Annotated in this window: 18 protein-coding genes; 12 read left to right on the top strand and 6 right to left on the bottom strand. The window is 64.0% G+C overall.

What is annotated here, in order from left to right:
- Nucleotides 1-3: 3 nt before the first annotated feature.
- On the bottom strand, nucleotides 4-705 hold the full coding sequence (pcaH, locus tag AAG793_RS10420; RefSeq protein WP_341908413.1) for a protocatechuate 3,4-dioxygenase subunit beta: 702 nt from the start codon (nucleotides 703-705) through the stop codon (nucleotides 4-6).
- Between the two features lie 118 nt (nucleotides 706-823).
- Here pcaH and pcaQ point away from each other — a divergent pair, with 118 nt between their 5' ends.
- A complete protein-coding gene (gene pcaQ, locus AAG793_RS10415; protein ID WP_341907809.1) occupies nucleotides 824-1,747 on the top strand; it encodes a pca operon transcription factor PcaQ in 924 nt (307 codons plus the stop codon).
- A 7-nt stretch (nucleotides 1,748-1,754) separates the two neighbouring features.
- Here pcaQ and AAG793_RS10410 read toward each other — a convergent pair whose 3' ends face one another.
- Nucleotides 1,755-2,771 carry an SAM-dependent methyltransferase gene (locus AAG793_RS10410; protein WP_341907806.1) on the bottom strand — a complete coding sequence of 339 codons (1,017 nt, stop codon included), beginning with the start codon at nucleotides 2,769-2,771 and terminating at the stop codon, nucleotides 1,755-1,757.
- Between the two features lie 90 nt (nucleotides 2,772-2,861).
- Here AAG793_RS10410 and AAG793_RS10405 point away from each other — a divergent pair, with 90 nt between their 5' ends.
- From AAG793_RS10405 to AAG793_RS10380, 6 genes are all read left to right on the top strand, one after another.
- On the top strand, nucleotides 2,862-3,320 hold the full coding sequence (locus AAG793_RS10405) for a MarR family transcriptional regulator (protein ID WP_341907803.1): 459 nt from the start codon (nucleotides 2,862-2,864) through the stop codon (nucleotides 3,318-3,320).
- Nucleotides 3,321-3,397: 77 nt separating this feature from the next.
- On the top strand, nucleotides 3,398-3,814 hold the full coding sequence (locus AAG793_RS10400) for an organic hydroperoxide resistance protein (protein ID WP_341907801.1): 417 nt from the start codon (nucleotides 3,398-3,400) through the stop codon (nucleotides 3,812-3,814).
- Between the two features lie 132 nt (nucleotides 3,815-3,946).
- Nucleotides 3,947-4,996, top strand: a complete 1,050-nt coding sequence (locus AAG793_RS10395) for a serine/threonine protein kinase (RefSeq protein ID WP_341907799.1) — start codon at nucleotides 3,947-3,949, stop codon at nucleotides 4,994-4,996.
- A gap of 266 nt (nucleotides 4,997-5,262) precedes the next feature.
- Nucleotides 5,263-6,240 (top strand): tripartite tricarboxylate transporter substrate binding protein, encoded by a 978-nt coding sequence (locus AAG793_RS10390; protein ID WP_341907797.1) that lies wholly within the window; start codon nucleotides 5,263-5,265, stop codon nucleotides 6,238-6,240.
- A 54-nt stretch (nucleotides 6,241-6,294) separates the two neighbouring features.
- On the top strand, nucleotides 6,295-7,290 hold the full coding sequence (locus AAG793_RS10385; protein WP_341907793.1) for a tripartite tricarboxylate transporter substrate binding protein: 996 nt from the start codon (nucleotides 6,295-6,297) through the stop codon (nucleotides 7,288-7,290).
- A gap of 44 nt (nucleotides 7,291-7,334) precedes the next feature.
- Nucleotides 7,335-8,030, top strand: a complete 696-nt coding sequence (locus AAG793_RS10380) for a substrate-binding domain-containing protein (protein WP_341907791.1) — start codon at nucleotides 7,335-7,337, stop codon at nucleotides 8,028-8,030.
- 39 nt (nucleotides 8,031-8,069) lie between these two features.
- On the opposite strand, the gene htpG is transcribed toward AAG793_RS10380, so the two are convergent.
- From htpG to AAG793_RS10360, 4 genes are all read right to left on the bottom strand, one after another.
- A complete protein-coding gene (htpG, locus tag AAG793_RS10375; protein ID WP_341907788.1) occupies nucleotides 8,070-9,974 on the bottom strand; it encodes a molecular chaperone HtpG in 1,905 nt (634 codons plus the stop codon).
- A gap of 130 nt (nucleotides 9,975-10,104) precedes the next feature.
- The gene (locus tag AAG793_RS10370) at nucleotides 10,105-11,427 is read right to left on the bottom strand and encodes an alpha/beta hydrolase (protein WP_341907786.1); all 1,323 of its coding nucleotides are present in this window, start codon (nucleotides 11,425-11,427) and stop codon (nucleotides 10,105-10,107) included.
- A gap of 111 nt (nucleotides 11,428-11,538) precedes the next feature.
- Nucleotides 11,539-12,384, bottom strand: coding sequence for a pseudouridine synthase (locus AAG793_RS10365; RefSeq protein WP_341907783.1), 846 nt, complete (start codon nucleotides 12,382-12,384; stop codon nucleotides 11,539-11,541).
- A gap of 79 nt (nucleotides 12,385-12,463) precedes the next feature.
- On the bottom strand, nucleotides 12,464-13,186 hold the full coding sequence (locus AAG793_RS10360) for a Crp/Fnr family transcriptional regulator (RefSeq protein ID WP_341907780.1): 723 nt from the start codon (nucleotides 13,184-13,186) through the stop codon (nucleotides 12,464-12,466).
- A gap of 218 nt (nucleotides 13,187-13,404) precedes the next feature.
- Between AAG793_RS10360 and AAG793_RS10355 the strand changes: the two genes are divergently transcribed.
- From AAG793_RS10355 to AAG793_RS10335, 5 genes are all read left to right on the top strand, one after another.
- A complete protein-coding gene (locus tag AAG793_RS10355) occupies nucleotides 13,405-15,375 on the top strand; it encodes an AMP-binding protein (RefSeq protein WP_341907778.1) in 1,971 nt (656 codons plus the stop codon).
- Nucleotides 15,372-16,157, top strand: a complete 786-nt coding sequence (locus tag AAG793_RS10350; RefSeq protein WP_341907776.1) for an ABC transporter ATP-binding protein — start codon at nucleotides 15,372-15,374, stop codon at nucleotides 16,155-16,157. The genes AAG793_RS10355 and AAG793_RS10350 overlap by 4 nt, the downstream gene beginning before the upstream one ends.
- A gap of 128 nt (nucleotides 16,158-16,285) precedes the next feature.
- Entirely contained in the window at nucleotides 16,286-17,215 is a 930-nt protein-coding gene (locus tag AAG793_RS10345) for a branched-chain amino acid ABC transporter permease (protein ID WP_341907773.1), read from the top strand.
- Nucleotides 17,216-17,343: 128 nt separating this feature from the next.
- The gene (locus AAG793_RS10340) at nucleotides 17,344-18,420 is read left to right on the top strand and encodes a branched-chain amino acid ABC transporter permease (protein WP_341907770.1); all 1,077 of its coding nucleotides are present in this window, start codon (nucleotides 17,344-17,346) and stop codon (nucleotides 18,418-18,420) included.
- Between the two features lie 93 nt (nucleotides 18,421-18,513).
- A complete protein-coding gene (locus tag AAG793_RS10335) occupies nucleotides 18,514-19,848 on the top strand; it encodes an ABC transporter substrate-binding protein (RefSeq protein WP_341907768.1) in 1,335 nt (444 codons plus the stop codon).
- Nucleotides 19,849-19,861: the final 13 nt, after the last annotated feature.

Genomic DNA, 19,861 nt, shown 5'->3' with positions numbered 1-19,861 from the left:
GACTTATTCAAACCGGGTGGCCTTGGGGCCACGCAGCACGATGTCAAACACATAACCGAGCGCGTAGTCGGGCTGGGTCACGTCGAGGCTGAACTTCGACACCATCAGATCACGCACATGCTCGGGCACGCCCATGTACATCGGGTCGTAGGGCAGCAGCGGATCGCCGGGGAAGTACATCTGCGTGATCAGGCGGCTGGCGAAGTACTCGCCAAACAGCGAAAAGTGAATATGGTTGGGTCGCCAGGCGTTGGGGTGGTTGCCCCAAGGGTAGGCGCCGGGCTTGATGCTCTTGAACAGGTAGCGGCCCTGGTCGTCCGTCATGCAGCGGCCTGCGCCGAGGAAGTTCGGGTCCAGCGGCGCATCGTGCTGGTCGGCCTTGTGCACATAGCGGCCGGCCGCATTGGCCTGCCACACCTCGACCAGCGTGTTGCGCACGGGGCGGCCGTCTTCGTCGCTCACACGGCCGGTGACGATGATGCGCTCGCCGAGCGGTGCACCGTTTTTCACGGCGTTTTGGGTCAGATCGTTGTCGAGCGGGCCGAGTTGATCGGAGCCATAGACCGGTGCGTTCAGCTGCGACAGCGCCTGCTTGATGGGCACCAGCGTCTGCTTGGGACCGCGCAAGGCAGTGGACTTGTAGCCGCTGTAAATATGCTCGGGATGGCAAGCCCAGTCGCGCGGGGCGAGGTAGCTGTCGTGCAGGTCGGGTTTCATCGGTGGCTCCGCTGGGATGAGGTGGATGCAGCACTTTATCCACATCGATTGGTTATGTATATTGAGTTTTTATCGATTTATCCATAACCAAAACGATAATCGAGCGATGATTGGCGAGCACATCAAGTTCCGGCACCTGCAGTGCTTTCTGGCCGTCGCCCAGCACGGCAGCCTGCAGAAAGCCGCCGACGTGCTGGCCATCACCCAGCCGGCGGTGTCGAAAACACTGAAGGAGCTGGAAGGCCTGCTGGCGGTACGCCTGTTCGAGCGCGGGCGCAAGGGTGCGGTGCTGACGCACAGCGGCGAGGCCTTCATGCGGCACGCGGGCGCCAGTGTGGGCGCGCTGCGCGAAGCAGTGGCCAGCGTGGCACAGACCCAGGGCCGCACGGTCATCACGGTCGGTGTGCTGCCCACTGTGGCGCCGTGGCTGGTGCCACAGTTGCTGATGGCACAGGACGCCCAGGCGCGGGACGGCGTGCGCCCGGCCAGCCTGCGCATCGTGACCGGCTCCAACCCCGATCTGCTCACACGGCTGCGCCAGCGCGAGCTGGACCTGGTGATCGGCCGCTTTGCCGAGCCGGCGCAGATGCTGGGCTTGAGCTTTGAGCATTTGTATGCTGACCCGCTGCTGCTGGCGGTGCGCCCGGGTCATCCGCTGGTGGCCGCGCCGGTAGCCGACCTGCTGGCGCAACTGGGCCACTTCCCGGTGATTCTGCCCACCGCAGGCACCGCGATCCGCCATGCGGCCGATGGCTTCTTTCTGAGCCGGGGCCTGCCTGCGCCGCAGCGGACGGTTGAAACGCTGTCGGTGTCCATCGCGCGGGGTTACGCGCTGCAGAGCGATGCGGTGTGGGTGTCGCCCTGGGGCGCGGCGAGGCCGGACATCGAGAGCGGAGGGCTGTGCGCCCTGCCGGTCAACATGGCCGGTACCGAGGAACAGGTGGGCCTGACCTTGCAGGCCGACCGGGTGCCCACCGCGGCCGAAGCGGCCTTGATGGCGCTGATCCGCCAGGTGGCCGCCCTGCGCTGAAGCGCGCTCAGGCCTCTGCGGTTTGTTCCGCGGTTTGCGGTGTGTTCGGGACGGAGAAACGATTCGTCAATTCCACTAGACCCAGCTGGTCGAGCACCTCATGCAGCCGCTGCTGCGCCGCGCGGGTTTTGGCGGTGTTGATCTGCGCGGGACGGCTGGCAAGGATCAACTCGTTCTTCATCGAATGCTCCCAGCCCACCAGCTCGGTCACCGTGACCTGGTAGCCGTGGGCTTCAAGCTGCAGGCAGCGCAGCACATTGGTGATCTGGCTGCCGAACTCGCGGGTGTGCAGCGGGTGGCGCCACAGCTCGGCCAACGGTGTTTTGGCGAGTGACAGCGCCCGGGTTTTCTTCAGCACACTGGCCACCTCGGCCTGGCAGCAGGGCACCAGCACCATATGGCGCGCGCGCTTGGCCAAACCAAACGCGATGGCGTCGTCGGTTGCGGTGTCGCAGGCATGCAGCGCGGTGACGATGTCCACCACGGGCGGCAGCACTTCCGACGTGGTGGCCTCCTGCACCGTGAGGTTAAGGAAAGACATGTGCGCAAAGCCCAGCCGCTCGGCCAGTGCGCGCGATTTCTCCACCAGCTCGGCGCGGGTTTCGATGCCGTAGATATGACCGATAGGGCCTGCCCTTTTCACGCCCGCTTCACCAGCTTGGGCGTGGTTAGCCACATTGAAAAATAGGTCGTACAAAATGAAACCGAGGTAAGACTTTCCAGCCCCGTGGTCGGCGAGGGCCGGCACATGGTCCGGCATACGGTCCAGCAGGTGGCCGCCGCCCGCACCGGCCACGAACACCTCGTTCAGCAAGGGCTCGATGAAGTGATACAGGTGATACACCTGCTTGAGCTTGCGCCGCGTATCCTGATTCAGGCGTCCGTCGCGGGTCAGGATATGCAGCTCCTTGAGCAGCTCGATCGACTGGCCGAGGCGGATTTCCTCGATCACCTGCTCGGGTGGGTCGGCAGGCCTGGCACCGGGCTTGCCGCTGGCCGCTTTGCTTTTGGGGTACTGTTTCATGGCCCTCGCAGTTTAGGGCCTTGGCGTTCGTTTGAAACTCCCTCAAGCAATTATATTGCACACAATTTAATTGTTCGCTATAATTTAACCATGCCATCCAAAACCCCATCGCCCGACAAGACCTCCGCCATGCTGAGGCTGGACAACCAGCTCTGCTTTGCGCTGTATTCAACCTCGCTGGCCATGACCAAGCTGTACAAGCCGCTGCTTGAAAACCTCGGGCTCACTTACCCGCAGTACCTGGTCATGCTGGTGCTGTGGGAGCGCGATGACCTGACCGTTTCCGCGCTGGGTGAGAAGCTCTATCTTGATTCTGGCACGCTGACCCCACTGCTCAAGCGGCTGGAAGTGGCCGGACTGATCTCGCGCCTGCGCGCCGCCGAAGATGAGCGTCGTGTGCACATCACCCTCACTGCGGCTGGCCGCAAGCTCAAGGCCAAGGCAGCCGAAGTGCCGGGCTGCATCATGAGCGCTGCGCAGTGTTCCGTTCCCGAACTCATCAGCCTCACGCAGCAGGTGCAGGCCCTGCGCCAGCGGCTGGTGGCTTGACGCTCACAGCCAAACACACCGATTTCATCGACCCATCCCAACCACCTCTGACCGGGGTATTTTTCAAAGGAAACACCATGACCAAGCTCGAAAAAGTGCTTTACACCGCCCACGCCCATACCACCGGCGGCCGCGATGGCAAATCCAAGACCGACGACGGCCGGCTGGAAGTCAACCTGAGCTCACCCGGCACCGCCGGCACCGGAACCAACCCCGAGCAGCTGTTTGCCGCCGGCTACTCGGCCTGCTTCATCGGCGCGATGAAGGCCGTCGGCGGCATGAAGAAAATCGCCGTGCCTGACGATGTGTCGGTCGACGCCAGCGTGGACCTGGGCAAGATCCCCAACGCCTACGGCATCGCCGTGCGCCTTGACGTGACCCTGCCGGGCATGGACCGCGCCGCCGCACAAGACCTGATCGACGCCGCACACCAGGTGTGCCCCTACTCCAACGCCACGCGCGGCAACATCGACGTGACCATCACGCTGAAGTAATTGCCGGCCACGCGGCCACCACAGCCCGCCTGCACCTTGCCTGTTCGCATTGTGCCAGCGGGCTTTTTCATGGCCGCGCGCGCAGCAGGGGCGCAACTTGAAGCGGCGCACGCACTGCAACGACAATCAGCCATGACCGAAATCAACCAGGCCGCCCCTGACCGCCCGACTGTCCATGCCTACGAGGCCCTGACCCCGGTGGTGGTGCTGGACGCGCTGGCCAGCGTGGGCCTGTTTGGCGATGGCCGCATGACGGCGCTGTCCAGTTACGAAAACCGGGTCTACCAGGCGCATCTGGAAAGTCCGGTGGGCGAGGCCGATCTTGCTGGCGATGTGGTGGTGGTGAAGTTTTACCGCCCCAACCGCTGGACCGACGCACAGATCACCGAGGAGCACGCCTTCGCCGCCGAACTGATGGCGGCCGAGATTCCGGTGGTGGGCCCGCTCACGCTGAACGGCTCCGCGATTCACCACTTTGGCGGCTTCACCTTCAGCGTATCGCCCAGCCGCGGCGGGCGTCGGCCCGAGCTGGACAACATGGAGGTGCTGGAATGGATCGGCCGCTTCCTCGCCCGCATCCACACCGTGGGCTGCGCCAAGTCCTTCACGCATCGCCCGGCGCTCAATCTGCAGACTTTCGGCCTGGCCTCGGGCGAGCTGTTGCTCAGCGGTGGCTACCTGCCGCTGGACATGGAGTCGCGCTGGCGCAAGGCCTTTGAGGAAGCCACGCAGGTGGCGCAAGCCGTGTTTGAAAGTGCAGGCGACATTTCCACGCTGCGCCTGCACGGCGACTGCCACCCTGGCAATATTCTGTGGACGCCTGAGGGCCTGCCGCTGGCCGGCCCGCACTTTGTGGACCTGGACGACGCCCGCAGCGGCCCGGCGGTGCAGGACCTGTGGATGCTGGTATCGGGTGACCGTGCCCAGTGCACACGCCAGCTGGGTGCGCTGGTCGATGGCTACGAAGAGTTTCGCGAATTCGACCGGCGCGAGCTGGCCTTGATCGAACCGCTGCGTACGCTGCGCTTGGTGCATTACAGCGCCTGGCTGGCGCAGCGCTGGCACGACCCGATTTTCCCGATCAACTTTCCGTGGTTCGGCTCCAGCGACTACTGGAAGGGCCAGGTCGACATGCTGGAAGAGCAGACCGAGGCCATGCAGGACGCTCCGCTGATCGTGTGAGTTTTACCACCCAATCGCAACCAATCGCTTGCTGCGATGGCCATTGCGATGCGGCACCTGCGACAACTACGTACACCCGGGCTAGGGATAGCGATGACGGCAGGGTGCTGCGAAAAAAGATACGCTAAGCGTACTTATCTTTTGGTGGTTGTCGGCAAGTGATAGAGCGTCATCAGGCGCCTTTGTATCTGGACGAAAGCCATCACCCACAACACCAGCCGGCACGCCTGATGCACGGCGGGATAGAGACACATCTGGAGACACACATGTACCGTCGCTCATGGCTTTCATTGCTTGCCGTCAGCCTGCTGGCCGGCGCCACCACACTTGCTGCAGCGCAGGGTGCCTGGCCCACCAAACCCATCACCATGATTGTTCCGTTCCCGCCCGGCGGCCTGGCCGACCTGGTGGCGCGCCCGGTGGCTGAAGCCATGTCGCGCGATCTGGGGCAGCCGGTGGTGATCGAAAACAAGGCCGGCGCCGGTGGCGGCATTGGCATGGCGGCCGCGGCCAAGTCCAAACCCGACGGCTACACCATCCTGATGGCCCTGTCGTCGCTGACGGTGATTCCCGAAGCCGATGTGCTGCTCGGCCGGCCTGCGATGTTCACGCTGCCCGACCTGCGGCCGATTGCCCGCTTCACGGCCGACCCCACCGTGCTGGCCGTGCGTGCCGATTCGCCGTGGAAAACCGTGCAGCAATTTGTGGAAGACGCCAAAAAGCGCCCCGGTGCCATCAACTACGGCTCATCGGGCAACTACGGCACCATGCATGTGCCGATGGAAATCCTGGCGCAGAACGCTGGCATCAAGCTCACACACATTCCATTCACTGGCGCGGGGCCGGCTGTGGTGGCGCTGCTCGGCGGACAGATTGACGCCGTGTCGTCTGGCCCGGCCACCGTGCTGCAGCAGGTCAAGGCTGGGAAGCTCCGGGTGCTGGCGCACTGGGGCACCGCACCGCTCGGCGCCCTGCCCGACGTGGGCAGCCTGAAAGACGCCGGCTTCAACGCCGAGTATGCGCAATGGTCCGGCCTCTTCATTCCCCAGGGCACACCCGAGCCGGTGGCCCAGCGCCTGCGCGCCGCCGCCAAATTTGCCGCACAGGATGCCAAGGTCAAGGACGTGATCCTCGGCGCCGGCAGCCCGGTGCTGTATCAGGACAGCCCTGACTTCGACAAGTACGTGCAGGCCGATGCCAAGCGCATGGCCGAGGTCGTCAAGCGCATCGGCAAGGTCGAGTAAATCGTCGAATAAGCGGCCACCCACTTCCCCCCACACACTTTCCCGGAGACACCCATGCCCCATCGTTTGATCCGCTCTTTGACCACCCTGCCCGCCATGCTCAGCCTGGCACTGGGCCTGACGTTTATTACCGCCAAGCCCGCCATGGCGCAGGCCTATCCCAACAAGTCGGTGCGCATCATCGTGCCGTTTGCCGCCGGTGGCCCCGCCGACGTGTATGCGCGCTTCATCGCCCAGCGTTTGCAGGATTCACTCGGTCAGTCCTTCGTGGTGGACAACCGCCCCGGTGCGGGCTCGGTGATCGGCACCGACGCCGCCGCCAAGTCACCGGCTGACGGCTACACCCTGCTGCTGATGTCGAACGCCCACACGGTGAACGAGACCCTGATTCCGAACAAGCCCTTCCAGCTGATGCGCGACTTCGTGGCCATTGCACCGATCAACTATTCCGATCTGGTGCTGGTGGCCAATCCGGCGGTGGCGTCTTCCACCCTCAAGGCCCTGATTGACGACGCCAAGGCGCGGCCGGGCAAGCTCAACTACGCCTCGTCCGGCCCCGGCACCCCGTACCACATGGCCGGTGAGTTGTTCAAAAGCATGGCTGGCATTTACCTGGTGCACATTCCGTACAGGGGCAGCACCGGCGCCCGCACCGACGTGATCGGCGGTCAGGTGGATGTGATGTTTGACGCGGTGACCACCATGGCCGAGCAGGTGAAGGCTGGCAAGGTCAAGGCGCTGGCCACCACCGGCCGGCAGCGCTCTGAAGTGCTGCCGAACGTGCCCACTGCCAACGAAGCCGGCCTGCCCGGCTACGAGGCTACCATCTGGCTGGGCCTGATGGCGCCCACCGGCACGCCCAAAGCTGTGGTGGACAAACTCAACGACGCCGTCTCGAAGATTGCCAGCCAGCCGGAGGTGAAGCAGGCCTGGGGCAGGCAGGGTGCAGTGCCGATGGTGATGACGCCGGAAGCGTTTGACAAATACGCCCGCGAAGACATCAACAAATGGGCCCGCGTGATCAAGAGCGCCAACATCAAGGTGGATTGATCTACCCTGCAGACTCACCTCTTTTCAGTTCAAGAAAACACGTCATGACCATGATTCACCTGCTCAGCGGCGGCGCCGCACAGGGCCTTGTCACCCAGCTGGAAGAACGCTTCCAGACCGACCAGAAGATCGGCATCAATGCCTGCTTCGGGGCGGTCGGCATGATGAAGGACAACCTGCTCGCGGGCGCCGCCTGCGACGTGCTGATCCTCACCGAAGCACTGGTGGCCCAACTCACCGCCAGCGGTGAACTGCGCGCCGGAACGGCCAAGGCGCTGGGCCAGGTCAAGACCGGCGTGGCGGTGAAAAGTGGTGAGGCCATGCCCGCTGTGGACAGCCCCGAGGCATTGAGAGCAGCCTTCCGCGCGGCACGCGGCATCTACTTTCCAGACCCAGTGAAGGCCACCGCTGGCATCCATGTGATGGGCATGCTCAAGCAGCTCGGGCTGGACGTGGAACTGGCCGACCGCCTGCGCGTGTACCCCAACGGCGCCACCGCGATGCGGGCGATGGCCGAATCCAGCGAGACAGGGCTAATCGGCAGCACGCAGATCACCGAGATCATCTACACCGCCGGCGTGGACCTGGTGGCGCCGCTGCCCAAGGCGTTTGAGCTGGCCACCACTTACACGGCCGCCGTCTGCACCCACGCGCAGAAACCCGAGGCCGCACAGGCACTGATTGACCTGCTCACCAGCGCAGACGCGGCCGGGATTCGGCGCGACTGCGGGTTTGAGTAAGCAGGTTCAGACCTGCAACGCGTTCACGCGTCGCAGGACCTAGACAAGCAACGCGTTCACGCGTCGCACATAGGCCGCCGGGTCTTCCGGCATGCCTCCTTCGGCCAGTAGGGCTTGGTCGAACAGGATGTGGGCCAGGTCGTCGAACTGCGCGCCTTCCGCACCAGCTTCAAGTTTTTTGACCAGCGGATGCTGGGCGTTGACTTCCAGGATCGGCTTGACCTCAGGCACCGGCTGGCCGGCCTGCTTGAGCATACGGGCGAGCTGGGTGGACATGTCGCCGTCCTGCACCACCAGACACGCGGGTGAATCGACCAGACGGGTCGAAGCGCGCACGTCCTTGGCCTTGTCTTTCAGCGCTTCTTTCAGCTTGTCGAGCACCGGCTTGAACTGGGTCTGCGCTTCTTCGGCGGCTTTCTTTTCTTCCTCGTCCTGCAGCTTGCCGAGATCGACCGCGCCTTTGGCGACCGACTGCAGCGGGGTGCCGTCGAACTCGTGGAGGTAGTTGAGCGCCCACTCGTCCACACGGTCGGCCATCAGCAGCACTTCAATGCCCTTCTTGCGGAAGATCTCCAGCTGCGGGCTGTTCTTCGCAGCGGCCAGCGTGTCCGCGGTGATGTAGTAAATCGCCTCCTGGCCTTCCTTCATGCGGGCCTTGTAGTCGGCAAAACCGACGCTCACGGTGTCGGTGGTCGAGCTGGCAAAGCGCAGCAGCTTGGCGAGGCGGTCGCGGTTGGCGAAGTCTTCACCCAGGCCTTCTTTCAGCACAGCGCCAAACTCGGCGTAGAAGGTCTTGAACTTCTCGACGTCGTTGGTGGCCAGGTCTTCAATCATCGACAGCACGCGCTTGGTGCAGCCTTCGCGGATGGCTTTGACGGCGCGGCTTTCCTGCAGCAATTCGCGCGACACATTCAGCGGCAGATCGGCAGAATCCACCACGCCCTTGACGAAGCGCAGGTAGGTGGGCATCAGCGCCTGGGCGTCGTCCATGATGAAGACGCGCTTGACGTACAGCTTCACGCCGGCCGCTTTGTCGCGGTTGAACAGGTCCATTGGCGCCTTCGACGGGATGAACAGCAGCTGCGTGTATTCGGTCGAGCCTTCGACCCGGTTGTGGGTGGTGGCCAGCGGCTCATTGCTGTCGTAGCTGAGCTGCTTGTAGAACTCGTCGTACTGCTCCTGCGTGATGTCTTTCTTGGCGCGCGTCCACAGCGCTGCCGCCTGGTTCACGGTTTCCCATTCGCCCGTCGTCACCATCTGGCCGGGCTGGTCATTCTCGCCTTCTTTCCACTCTTCCTTCTGCATCAGGATGGGCAGGGAGATGTGGTCAGAGTACTTGCTGATGATGCCCTTGAGCTTCCAGTTGTTCAAGTAGTCAAGCGAGTCCTCCTTCATGTGCAGGATGATGCTGGTGCCGCGCTCGGCACGCTCGATCTCGCTGACCTCGAACTCGCCGGTGCCGTCGCTGACCCAGCGCACGCCCTGGTCGGCGGTGGCGCCGGCCCGGCGGCTTTCCACCGTGATCTTGTCGGCCACGATGAAGCCGGAATAAAAGCCCACACCGAACTGGCCGATCAGCTGCGCATCGTTCTTCTGGTCGCCGGAAAGCTTGGCCATGAAGTCGCGCGTGCCGCTCTTGGCGATGGTGCCCAGGTTGTCGATGGCTTCCTGCTGCGACAGGCCGATGCCGTTGTCGGTGATGGTCAGCGTTTTGGCGGTCTTGTCGAAGCTCACCCGCACCTTGAGTTCGGGGTCGCTCTCATACAGGGCGGCGTTGTTGAGCGCTTCAAAGCGCAGCTTGTCGCAGGCGTCAGACGCGTTGGAGATCAGCTCGCGCAGGAAGATTTCCGGGTTGGAGTACAGCGAATGGGTGACCAGCTTGAGCAGCTGGGCGACTTCCGCCTGGAAGGCGAGCGTTTTGGACGGTTGGGCTGTTTTGGACATGGTCTCTGTTGACATGGCTTTTGGTGAGGAGGTCGGTTTGAAAAAACGCTCCGCCAATGAGGCGGCGCCCTGCACCCCAACAACTGGAGGCAGCGCCGGTTTTTTTCAAGCGCCGGGAACAGCCGGGATTCTACAAACCGGCTCGGCGGGGCCGGAGCCAGCGCAGCAGCTGCGCCGTGACGTCCGGGTGGTGCAGCAGCGCCATGTGGCCCATGCCGCTCGCCAGCCACTGCCGCTCGGACGCAAAGGTCAGACTGCGCGCCGGGTTGCTGTGCTGGCCCAGCGCGCTGGGCACCGGTACCAGGCCGTCGCCCCACAGCTGACCGGTCAGCTCGCCCGGCTGGGCGGTGGTGCTGGCCGCCACCGCAAAGCAGGCCACGCCATCCGGCAGCGGTACGAGGGGCGCCGCACTGTCCTCACCCCCGTCCGACACCCGGCCATGCCGCAAATCGGTGATGCCCTGGCTGCGCAACTGCGCGAGGCGGGCAAACGGCCGCGTCAGCGGGTTGCCGTCCAGCAGGGCATCGACCCAGCTGCCCAGCCGCTCCAGCGGTGCGCCGTGGTGCGGGGTGCCAAGAAACACCATAGTTTTCAGGTGCTGGCGCCAGGTGGGCACCGGTCCGGCGTCGGCGACAGCCACCGCGCTGCGCGCCACCAACCCGCCCATGCTGTGGGCCAGCACAGTGATTTCCTCGACCGGTACCGGCCAGGCCTGAGCCAGTTGATCCAGCAACTCACACAGTTGCCGGCCATTGGCCACCACTGGCAAGCCAGTGTTGTAATGCAGATAGATCGGCGTGCAGCCCAGTGCCTCGGCCAGAGCCGGTGCGTGGCCGGGCATGCCGGCAGCGCCGTCGGTGGATGGGGGCGCCCATTGCAAGTCGTTCATGCACAGGCCATGCATCAGCACCAGTAGCTTGCCGGTGGCCTGGGGCAGTTGCTCGGCCAGGGCTGCCTTGTTCAAAGTCAAAGCGGCGCCGTCAGCCCGCGCGGTGCGCCAGCGCATGGTGATGGCCAGCGGGTTGGCCGTCTCCACCAGCCGGTCACCGAGCACACCGTTTAGCGCCGAGAGCATGGCCTCACGCTGGGGAGACGACGCTCTGTCGCGCTGGGCAGGGGCGAGCCCGCCAAGCACCGCATTTGCCGTGCCGCCCGCCAGCCGCGTCACACCGCGCACACTGCCATAGACCAGCCCGGTGATGCCGCTGCGCCGCACGCCGGTGGCGCCCTCGGCACGGTCCACCCAGCGCGCGCCCAGCGGGCCGAAGGCAGTGGCGACCGCCTTGTAGACATTGCCCTGAACCGTTTCAGCCAGCCCCGCCACGCCCAGCGTGGCCTGCGTGGTCAGCTGTGCCAGCCCCTGCAGGTCGGAGAGGTGCAGCTCGCGGACCCACGAGGGTCGGCGCGGCTTCGTGCGAGATGCAGCAGGATCGGTACCCGGACGTTCGGTCATGGGCCGATTGTGGCCTCACCCGCCGGAATTCATTGAAACATCTGCATCACCTCACCGGGCTGGGGCTGGGCCAGCGCATCGGCGCCCGGCTGAGCGTTCTTCAACGCAGCGCTAGAACCGCTCGTGCGGCGCGAGGTAACGCCACTGCCCCACCGGCAGGTGGCCCAGGTTCACGCCGCCAATGCGCACGCGCTTGAGGCCCGTCACAAACAGGCCGACCTGCTCGCACATGCGGCGGATCTGGCGCTTCTTGCCTTCTTTCAAGACAAAGCGCAGCTGCTCAGGGTTCTGCCACTCGACGCGGGCCGGGCGCAGTGCCTGCCCGTCGAGGCTGAGGCCATGGCGCAGCAGCGCCAGCTTTTCAGGCGGGAACAGCGCCTGCACATTCACCGACTCGGCGCCGTAGCTCACGCGCACCAGGTATTCCTTTTCCACCTCGGAGTCTTCGCCGATCAGCTGGCGCGCGACGCGGCCGTCCTGCGTCAGCACCAGCAGGCCGATGGAGTCGATGTCCAGCCGGCCCGCCGGCGCCAGCCCGCGCAGTTGCTCGTGGCCCCAGCGCATGCGGCTGTTGCATTCGCGCCAGCGGTTCTGCGGCTGCACCAGCGCCACCGCCGGTTCGTGGCCGTCTTCGGCTTGGCCACTGACATAGCCGACCGGCTTGTTGATAAGGATAGTGACCTGCTGGCGCTGCTGCTGCTCGGCCTGCCGGTCGATCTCGATGCGCGCATCGGCAGCCACCGGCTGGCCCATCACCGCCGGTGCGCCATTCACGCGCACCCAGCCCCGGGCAATCCAGTCGTCGGCTTCCCGGCGCGAGCACAGCCCCAGCTCGGCCATGCGCTTGTTCAGTCGCACGGTGGCACCCGACGCGGAGGGGGCTGCCGCTTTGACCACGCGCACGGCGCCGCTGGCCGGGCTGCGCGGGGGTTGGGTCGGACGGAGGGGGTCGGTCATGAAAGGAAAAGAGGTGAGGTGGGCAGCAGAATCGTCGATGGATTGTCCCCGAAGCCGCCGCACGAAGGGCGGGGAATGCTCAGGCCCGGTCTGCCGGCATCACGCTGGAGCGCAGCGCCGCCAGATCCAGCACCCGCAGGCCGCCGTATTCGACCCGGATGGCGCCCTGCGCTTCAAGGCTGGCCAGCGACTCATTGACGCGCTGGCGCGACAGTCCCACCAGATAGGCCAGCTCCTGCTGGGTGATGCGCAGCACCTCGCCCACACCGGGGTAAAGCACCGGGTTGAACAGCGCGGCCAGGCTGCGTGCCACGCGCAGGTCGGGGTTGTTGATGCGGTCAATCTCGCGGGCGGCGATGAACTGGCCCAGCCGCTCATTAAGCTGGTTCATCACGAAGCGGTTGAAACCGATGGAGTGGTCCAGCAGCCAGTGGAAGCTGGCCACCGGCAAACCGGCCACCACGCTTTTGCGCAGGGCCTGGATGTTGTAGCGGTAGGGCTCTCGCTTGAGCACGGTGCCCTCGCCGAACCAGCCGCCGGGCGGCACGCCGGTGAAGGTCATCGTCAGGCCCTGGGCGTTGTCTGCACTCATCTTGAGCAGGCCCTCGATCACGCCGAACCAGTAGGTCACGGGTTTGCCGACGCGCGCGACGTAATCCGCAGGCGCAGCATCACCCACCTGCAGCTCGGCCACCGCATAGGCCCGCTCCTCGGGGCGCAGCAGCCGCAACCACGGGATGCCCTGCAGCTCGTCTGGCGTGGGTGCCCTGCGGCGCTGGTGAAGGGAGAGGTCGTTGGACATGCGGACGAAAAACCCCAAAAGAGAACACGGCGAAACCAAAGCACAAGCCGGCAGGATTCGGCTGACTGGGGCTGACACACCCGGGCACACCCCAGTAGGACTTACCCCGAAATTGTCGTCGCAATGACAAGGCAGCGTCAAACGCGGTCCTAGTATCCGGGTCATACGAGCTGCCGTCAGCCCATCAAGGCGGCACCCATTGGAGACAAGGAACCGGAATGCAGAGCGCATCAACCAGCACGGTCAAGACGACGTTTCCCCGCTTGCTGCTCAAGCACGCCGCCGAGCGCCCGGGCGCGGCCGCCATGCGGGAAAAGGAATACGGCATCTGGCAGTCCCACAGCTGGGGCGGCATGGCTGCCCTTGTGGAACACATCGCCTGCGGGCTCCACCAGGCCGGGCTGCGCCGCGGCGAGCACATGGCGGTGATCGGCGCCAACCGCCCGCGCCTTTACGCCACCATGCTGGCTGCGCAATCACTGGGCGCCATTCCGGTGCCGCTCTACCAGGACGCGGTGGGCGCCGAATGTGTTTTCCCCATCGACAACGCCGACATCCGCTTCGCGATGGTCGAAGACCAGGAGCAGGTCGACAAACTGCTGGAAATCCGCGACCGCTGCCCCAGCCTCGCCTTCATTTATTACGACGATCCGCGTGGCCTGCGCAACTACCAGGAGGCCGGCCTGTCGGCGCTGGACCAGCTGATCGCTGCCGGTCAGGACTTTGCCAAGGCACAGCCCGGCTTTTTCAAGACGGAAGTGGAAAAAGCGCAGCCCGATGACGTAGCGGCGATGTTCTTCACCTCGGGCACCACCGGCAACCCCAAGGGCGTTGTGCACACCCACAACACGCTGCTGGACCGCGCACGCGCCGGCGCGGCCTTTGACCGGCTAACGTCGGCCGAGGAAGTGCTGGCCTACCTGCCCCCCGCGTGGATTGGCCAGAACATCTTCAGCTACGCCCAGTGGCTGGCCTGCGGCTATGTCGTCAACTGCCCCGAAAACGCCAGCACGGTGACGATTGACCTCAAAGAGGTTGGCCCGACCTACTACTTTGCCCCGCCACGGGTGTTTGAAGGCCTGCTGACCACGGTGATGATCCGCATGGAGGATGCCAGCCGCATCAAGCGCGGCATGTTCCACTACTTCATGGACCTGGCCCGGCGCGTGGGGCCCGACCTGATGGACGGCAAACCGGTGGCAGCGCCCCAGCGCCTGATGTACGCGCTGGGCAACCTGCTGGTTTATGGCCCGCTGCGCAACAACCTCGGCATGAGCCGCGTGCGGGTGGCCTACACCGCCGGTGAGGCCATCGGCCCGGACTTGTTTACCTTCTACCGCTCCATTGGCATCAACATCAAGCAGCTGTACGGCTCCACCGAAACGGCCGTGTTCGTCTGCCTGCAGCCGGACAACCAGGCGCGCGCCGACACCGTGGGCATTCCCATCGATGGCGTGGAAATCAAGGTGGCTGACAACGGCGAGATCCTCGTTCGCTCCGCCGGCTTACTCAAGGAGTACTATAAGAACCCGGCCGCCACTGCCGAGGTGCTGACGGCCGATGGCTGGTACCACACCAGCGACGCCGGTTTCATCGACGCCCAGGGGCACCTGAAGATCATCGACCGTGTGAAAGACGTGGGTCGCCTCAAGGGTGGCGCCAACGACGGCGCGATGTTTGCGCCCAAGTATGTCGAGAACAAGCTCAAGTTCTTCCCGCACATCAAGGAAGTGGTGGCCTACGGCGACGGCCGCGATAAGGTCTGCGTGATGCTCAATATCGACTTCGACGCGGTGGGCAACTGGGCCGAGCGCCGCAACCTGCCCTACGCCGGCTACACCGATCTGGCACAGAAGCCCGAGGTGTACCAGCTCATCCGCGAATGCGTGGAGAAGGTCAACGCCGACCTGAGCGTGGACGCGCTGCTGGCCGGCTCGCAGATCAGCCGCTTCCTGGTGCTGCACAAGGAACTGGACGCCGACGATGGCGAGCTGACCCGCACCAACAAGGTCCGGCGCGGCTTCATCGGCGAGAAATACCAGCCACTTGTGGATGCGCTGTACAGCGGCAAGACCGAGCAGTACATCGAAACCACGGTGAAGTTCGAAGACGGCCGCACCGGCAGCGTCAGCGCCACGCTGCGGGTGTCTGATGCGACCACCTATGCCCCCGTGAAGGCTGCCGCATGAGTCAGAAAAAAATCGGCGACGTCATTCTGGACGTCAACAACATCAGCCTGCGCTTTGGCGGCGTGAAAGCGCTGTCGGACATCTCGTTCAATGTCCGCGAGCATGAGATCCGCGCCATCATCGGCCCCAACGGTGCCGGCAAGAGCTCCATGCTCAACTGCATCAACGGCGTATACACGCCGCAGGAAGGCAGCATCACCTTCCGCGGGCAGAAATTCAGCCACATGAATTCGCGGCAGGTGGCAGAGATGGGCGTGGCCCGCACCTTCCAGAACCTGGCGCTGTTCAAGGGCATGAGCGTGATTGACAACATCATGACGGGCCGTAACCTGCGCATCAAGAGCAACATCTTCCTGCAGGCGCTGCGCATCGGCCCGGCGCAGCGCGAGGAAGAACAGCACCGCGAGTTTGTCGAACACATCATCGACTTCCTTGAAATCCAGGCCTACCGCAAGACCCCCGTGGGCCAGTTGCCCTACGGCCTGCAAAAGCGTGTGGACCTGGGCCGTGCCCTGGCCATGGAGCCGCAGGTGCTCCTGCTCGACGAGCCGATGGCTGGCATGAACGTCGAGGAAAAGCAGGACATGTGCCGCTTCGTGCTCGACATCAACGACGAGTTCGGAACCACCGTGGTGCTGATCGAGCACGACATGGGCGTGGTGATGGACATCTCCGACCGCGTGGTGGTGCTCGACTACGGCCGCAAGATCGGCGACGGCACCCCGGAAGAAGTCCGCAACAACCCGGACGTGATCAAAGCCTATCTCGGCGTCGAACACTAATGAAAGCCTTGGCACACCCCTGTTGCGGACTCGCTGCGCGTAGCCGCCTCTCCCCTTGCAGGGGACGCCGCCAGCAGCCCGGCAAAGCCGATTCTGCGGCGGCCGCTGGAAACTGGAGTATCTGATCTATGGGATTTTTTTTAGAGACACTGCTGGGCGGCCTGATGGCGGGCATGCTGTATTCGCTGGTGGCGCTCGGCTTCGTGCTGATCTTCAAGGCCTCGGGCGTCTTCAATTTTGCGCAGGGCGCGATGGTGTTGTTTGCCGCACTGGCCATGGCGCGGTTCGCCGAGTGGCTGCCGAAATGGCTGGGCACCGACAGCCTGATTTTGGCCAACGTACTGGCCTTTGTTCTGGCGGGTGTGGTGATGTTCATCCTGGCCTGGCTGGTGGAGCGGCTGGTGCTGCGCCACCTGGTCAACCAGGAGGGCGCCACGCTGCTGATGGCCACGCTGGGTATTGCCTACTTCATCGACGGCCTGGGTCAAACCATCTTCGGCAGCGACATCTACAAGATTGATGTCGGCATGCCGAAGGAGCCGGTGATCGCGTTCGAGAACGTGTTCCAGGGCGGCATCCTGATCAACAAGGAAGACCTGATTGCCGCCGCCATTGCCGCCACGCTGGTGGCACTGCTCAGCCTGTTCTTCCAGAAGACCTCGACCGGCCGTGCGCTGCGCGCGGTGGCCGACGACCACCAGGCCGCGCAATCGATTGGCATTCCACTCAACCGCATCTGGGTCATCGTCTGGTGTGTGGCCGGCATTGTGGCGCTGGTGGCTGGCGTGATCTGGGGCAGCAAGCTGGGCGTGCAGTTCTCGCTGGCCACAGTGGCACTGCGGGCGCTGCCGGTGGTGATTCTCGGTGGCCTGACCTCAGTGCCCGGCGCCATCATCGGCGGGCTGATCATCGGCGTCGGCGAAAAGCTGTCCGAGGTGTATCTGGGACCCTACGTCGGTGGCGGTATCGAGATCTGGTTTGCCTATGTGCTGGCGCTGGTGTTCCTGCTGTTCCGGCCGCAAGGACTCTTCGGCGAAAAGATCATCGATCGCGTATGAAATACGCGAAGAATCAACTGGTTGATTCTCTGCCCGCAAGGGCAGTGATGATCTTTCAGCGAAGACTAACTTTGCAAAGCAAAGTTAAGCGCAGCGTGTCGTAGCTAAAAGATTGATCGAGTCTAAAAATGTTCTACAGAGAAAACGGCCAGTTCAAGACCTCCTACCGCGCAGACCAGCAGATCTTCCCGATCCTGCAGGACCGCATTGCCATCGGCCTGCTGCTGGCGTTCGCGTTTCTGGTCGTGCCCATGCTCGCCTCCGAGTACATGCTGCGCGCCATCCTGGTGCCCTTCCTGATTCTCGCCATGGCGGCATTGGGCGTGAATGTGCTGGTGGGCTACTGCGGACAAATCTCGCTGGGCTCCGGCGCCTTCATGGCAGTGGGCGCCTATGCGGCCTACAACTGCATCGTGCGCGTCGACGGCATGCCGCTCATCATCGCGCTGCTGCTGGGAGGGTTCTTTGCTACGGTGGTCGGTGTGCTGTTCGGCATTCCCAGCCTGCGGGTGCGCGGCCTCTATCTGGCGATTGCCACGCTGGCCGCTCAGTTTTTCTGCGACTGGGCCTTCCTGCGCATCAAGTGGTTCACCAATTACACCGCCTCCGGTTCGGTGTCGGTGTCCAGCCTCAATGTGCTGGGCTGGTCGATTGACTCACCGCTCGACAAATACCTGTTCTGCCTCGGCTTTCTCGCAGTGTTCGGGCTGCTGGCCAAGAACCTGGTACGCAGCGCAATCGGCCGCGAGTGGATGGCCATCCGCGACATGGATGTGGCCGCTGCGGTGATCGGCATCCGGCCGATGTACGCCAAGCTCAGCGCGTTCGCAGTCAGCTCCTTCATCATCGGTGTGGCCGGTGGCCTGTGGGGCTTTGTACACCTGGGCTCGTGGGAGCCGGCGGCCTTCTCGGTGGACCGCTCCTTCCAGCTGCTCTTCATGGTCATCATCGGCGGCATGGGCTCCATCATGGGCAGCTTCTTCGGTGCGGCCTTCATCGTGGTGCTGCCCATCATCCTGAACCAGCTGCTGCCAGCCCTGGGCTCTCTGGTCGGCATTGAAATTTCAACCGCCGGTATCTCGCACACCGAGTTCATGGTGTTCGGCGCACTGATTGTCTGGTTCCTGATCGTCGAGCCGCACGGGCTGGCACGGCTGTGGTCCATCGGCAAGCAGAAGCTGCGGCTGTGGCCCTTCCCGCATTAACCCCACTGGCGTCATTGCTCGCAAGTCCCGATGGTTTTTCAATGTGTTTTTTCGTTCACTGACAGTGCTTCCATTTTCAACAAGGAGACAGGTATGAAGTTTCGCAATCTCGTTCTGGCAGCCGCCATGGTGGCTGCTGGCGCCTCGTCAATGGTGACGACTGGCGCATTTGCCCAAGCCAAGGAGCAATTCTTTCCGGTGCTGGTGTACCGCACCGGCGCTTACGCACCCAATGGCGTGCCGTTCGCCAACGGCTATGTCGACTACCTCAAGCTGGTCAATGCACGCGGCGGCATCAACGGCGTGAAGGTGTCCTTCGAGGAATGCGAGACCGGTTATGCCACCGACCGCGGCGTGGAATGCTATGAGCGCCTGAAGGGCAAAAACGGCGGCGCCACCGTGTTCCAGCCCCTGTCCACCGGCATCACCTTCGCGCTGACCGAAAAGGCCCCCGGCGACAAGATTCCGCTGATCACCGCTGGCTACGGCCGCAGCGAGTCGGCTGACGGCGGCGTTTTCAAATGGAACTTCCCGATCTCCGGCACCTACTGGGTCGCCGCTGACACGCTGATCCAGCACATCGCCAAGAAGGAAGGCGGCCTCGACAAGCTCAGGGGCAAGAAGATCACGCTGATCTATCACGACAGCCCGTTCGGCAAGGAGCCCATCCCCCTGCTCGAAGAGCGTGCCAAGATGCACGGCTTCCAGCTGAGCCTGCTGCCTGTGACCCACCCCGGTGTGGAGCAGAAGGCCACCTGGCTGCAGATCCGCCAGAACCGCCCTGACTACGTGCTGAACTGGGGCTGGGGCGTGATGAACTCCACCGCCTTGAAGGAAGCCCAGGCCACCGGCTACCCGCGCGAGAAGATGTACGGCGTGTGGTGGGCTGGTGCCGAACCAGACGTCAAGGACGTGGGCGCGGGCGCCAAGGGCTACAACGCCATCATGATGCAGCACGGCGCCGAGCCCAATTCCGCAGTCGTCAAGGAAATGCTGGAGAAGGTGCACGCCAAGGGCCAGGGCACCGGGCCGAAGGAAGAAGTCGGCCAGGTGCTATACATGCGCGGCCTGCAGGCAGCCATGCTCGCGGTGGAAGGCGTGCGCGCTGCGCAGGAACGCTTCGGCAAGGGCAAAGTCGTGACGGCCGAGCAGGCACGCTGGGGCTACGAGAACCTGAACCTGACGCAGGCCAAGCTGGATGCGCTGGGCTTCAAGGGCGTGATGCGCCCGATCTCCACCAGCTGCCAGGACCACATGGGCGCCTCGTGGGCCCGCGTGCACACCTGGGACGGCACCAAGTTCCAGTGGACCTCGGACTGGCTGCAGGGTGATGAGCAGATCATCAAGCCGATGGTCAAGGCCGCTGCCGACAAGTACGCTGCCGAGAAGAAGCTGACGCGCCGTACGCCGGCTGATTGCCAGAGCTGATTGCACACCCCCG

The sequence above is a fragment of the Polaromonas sp. YR568 genome, from assembly GCF_943372955.1.
GTDB lineage: Bacteria > Pseudomonadota > Gammaproteobacteria > Burkholderiales > Burkholderiaceae_C > Polaromonas.
This window is presented reverse-complemented; position numbering and strand designations above follow the sequence as displayed.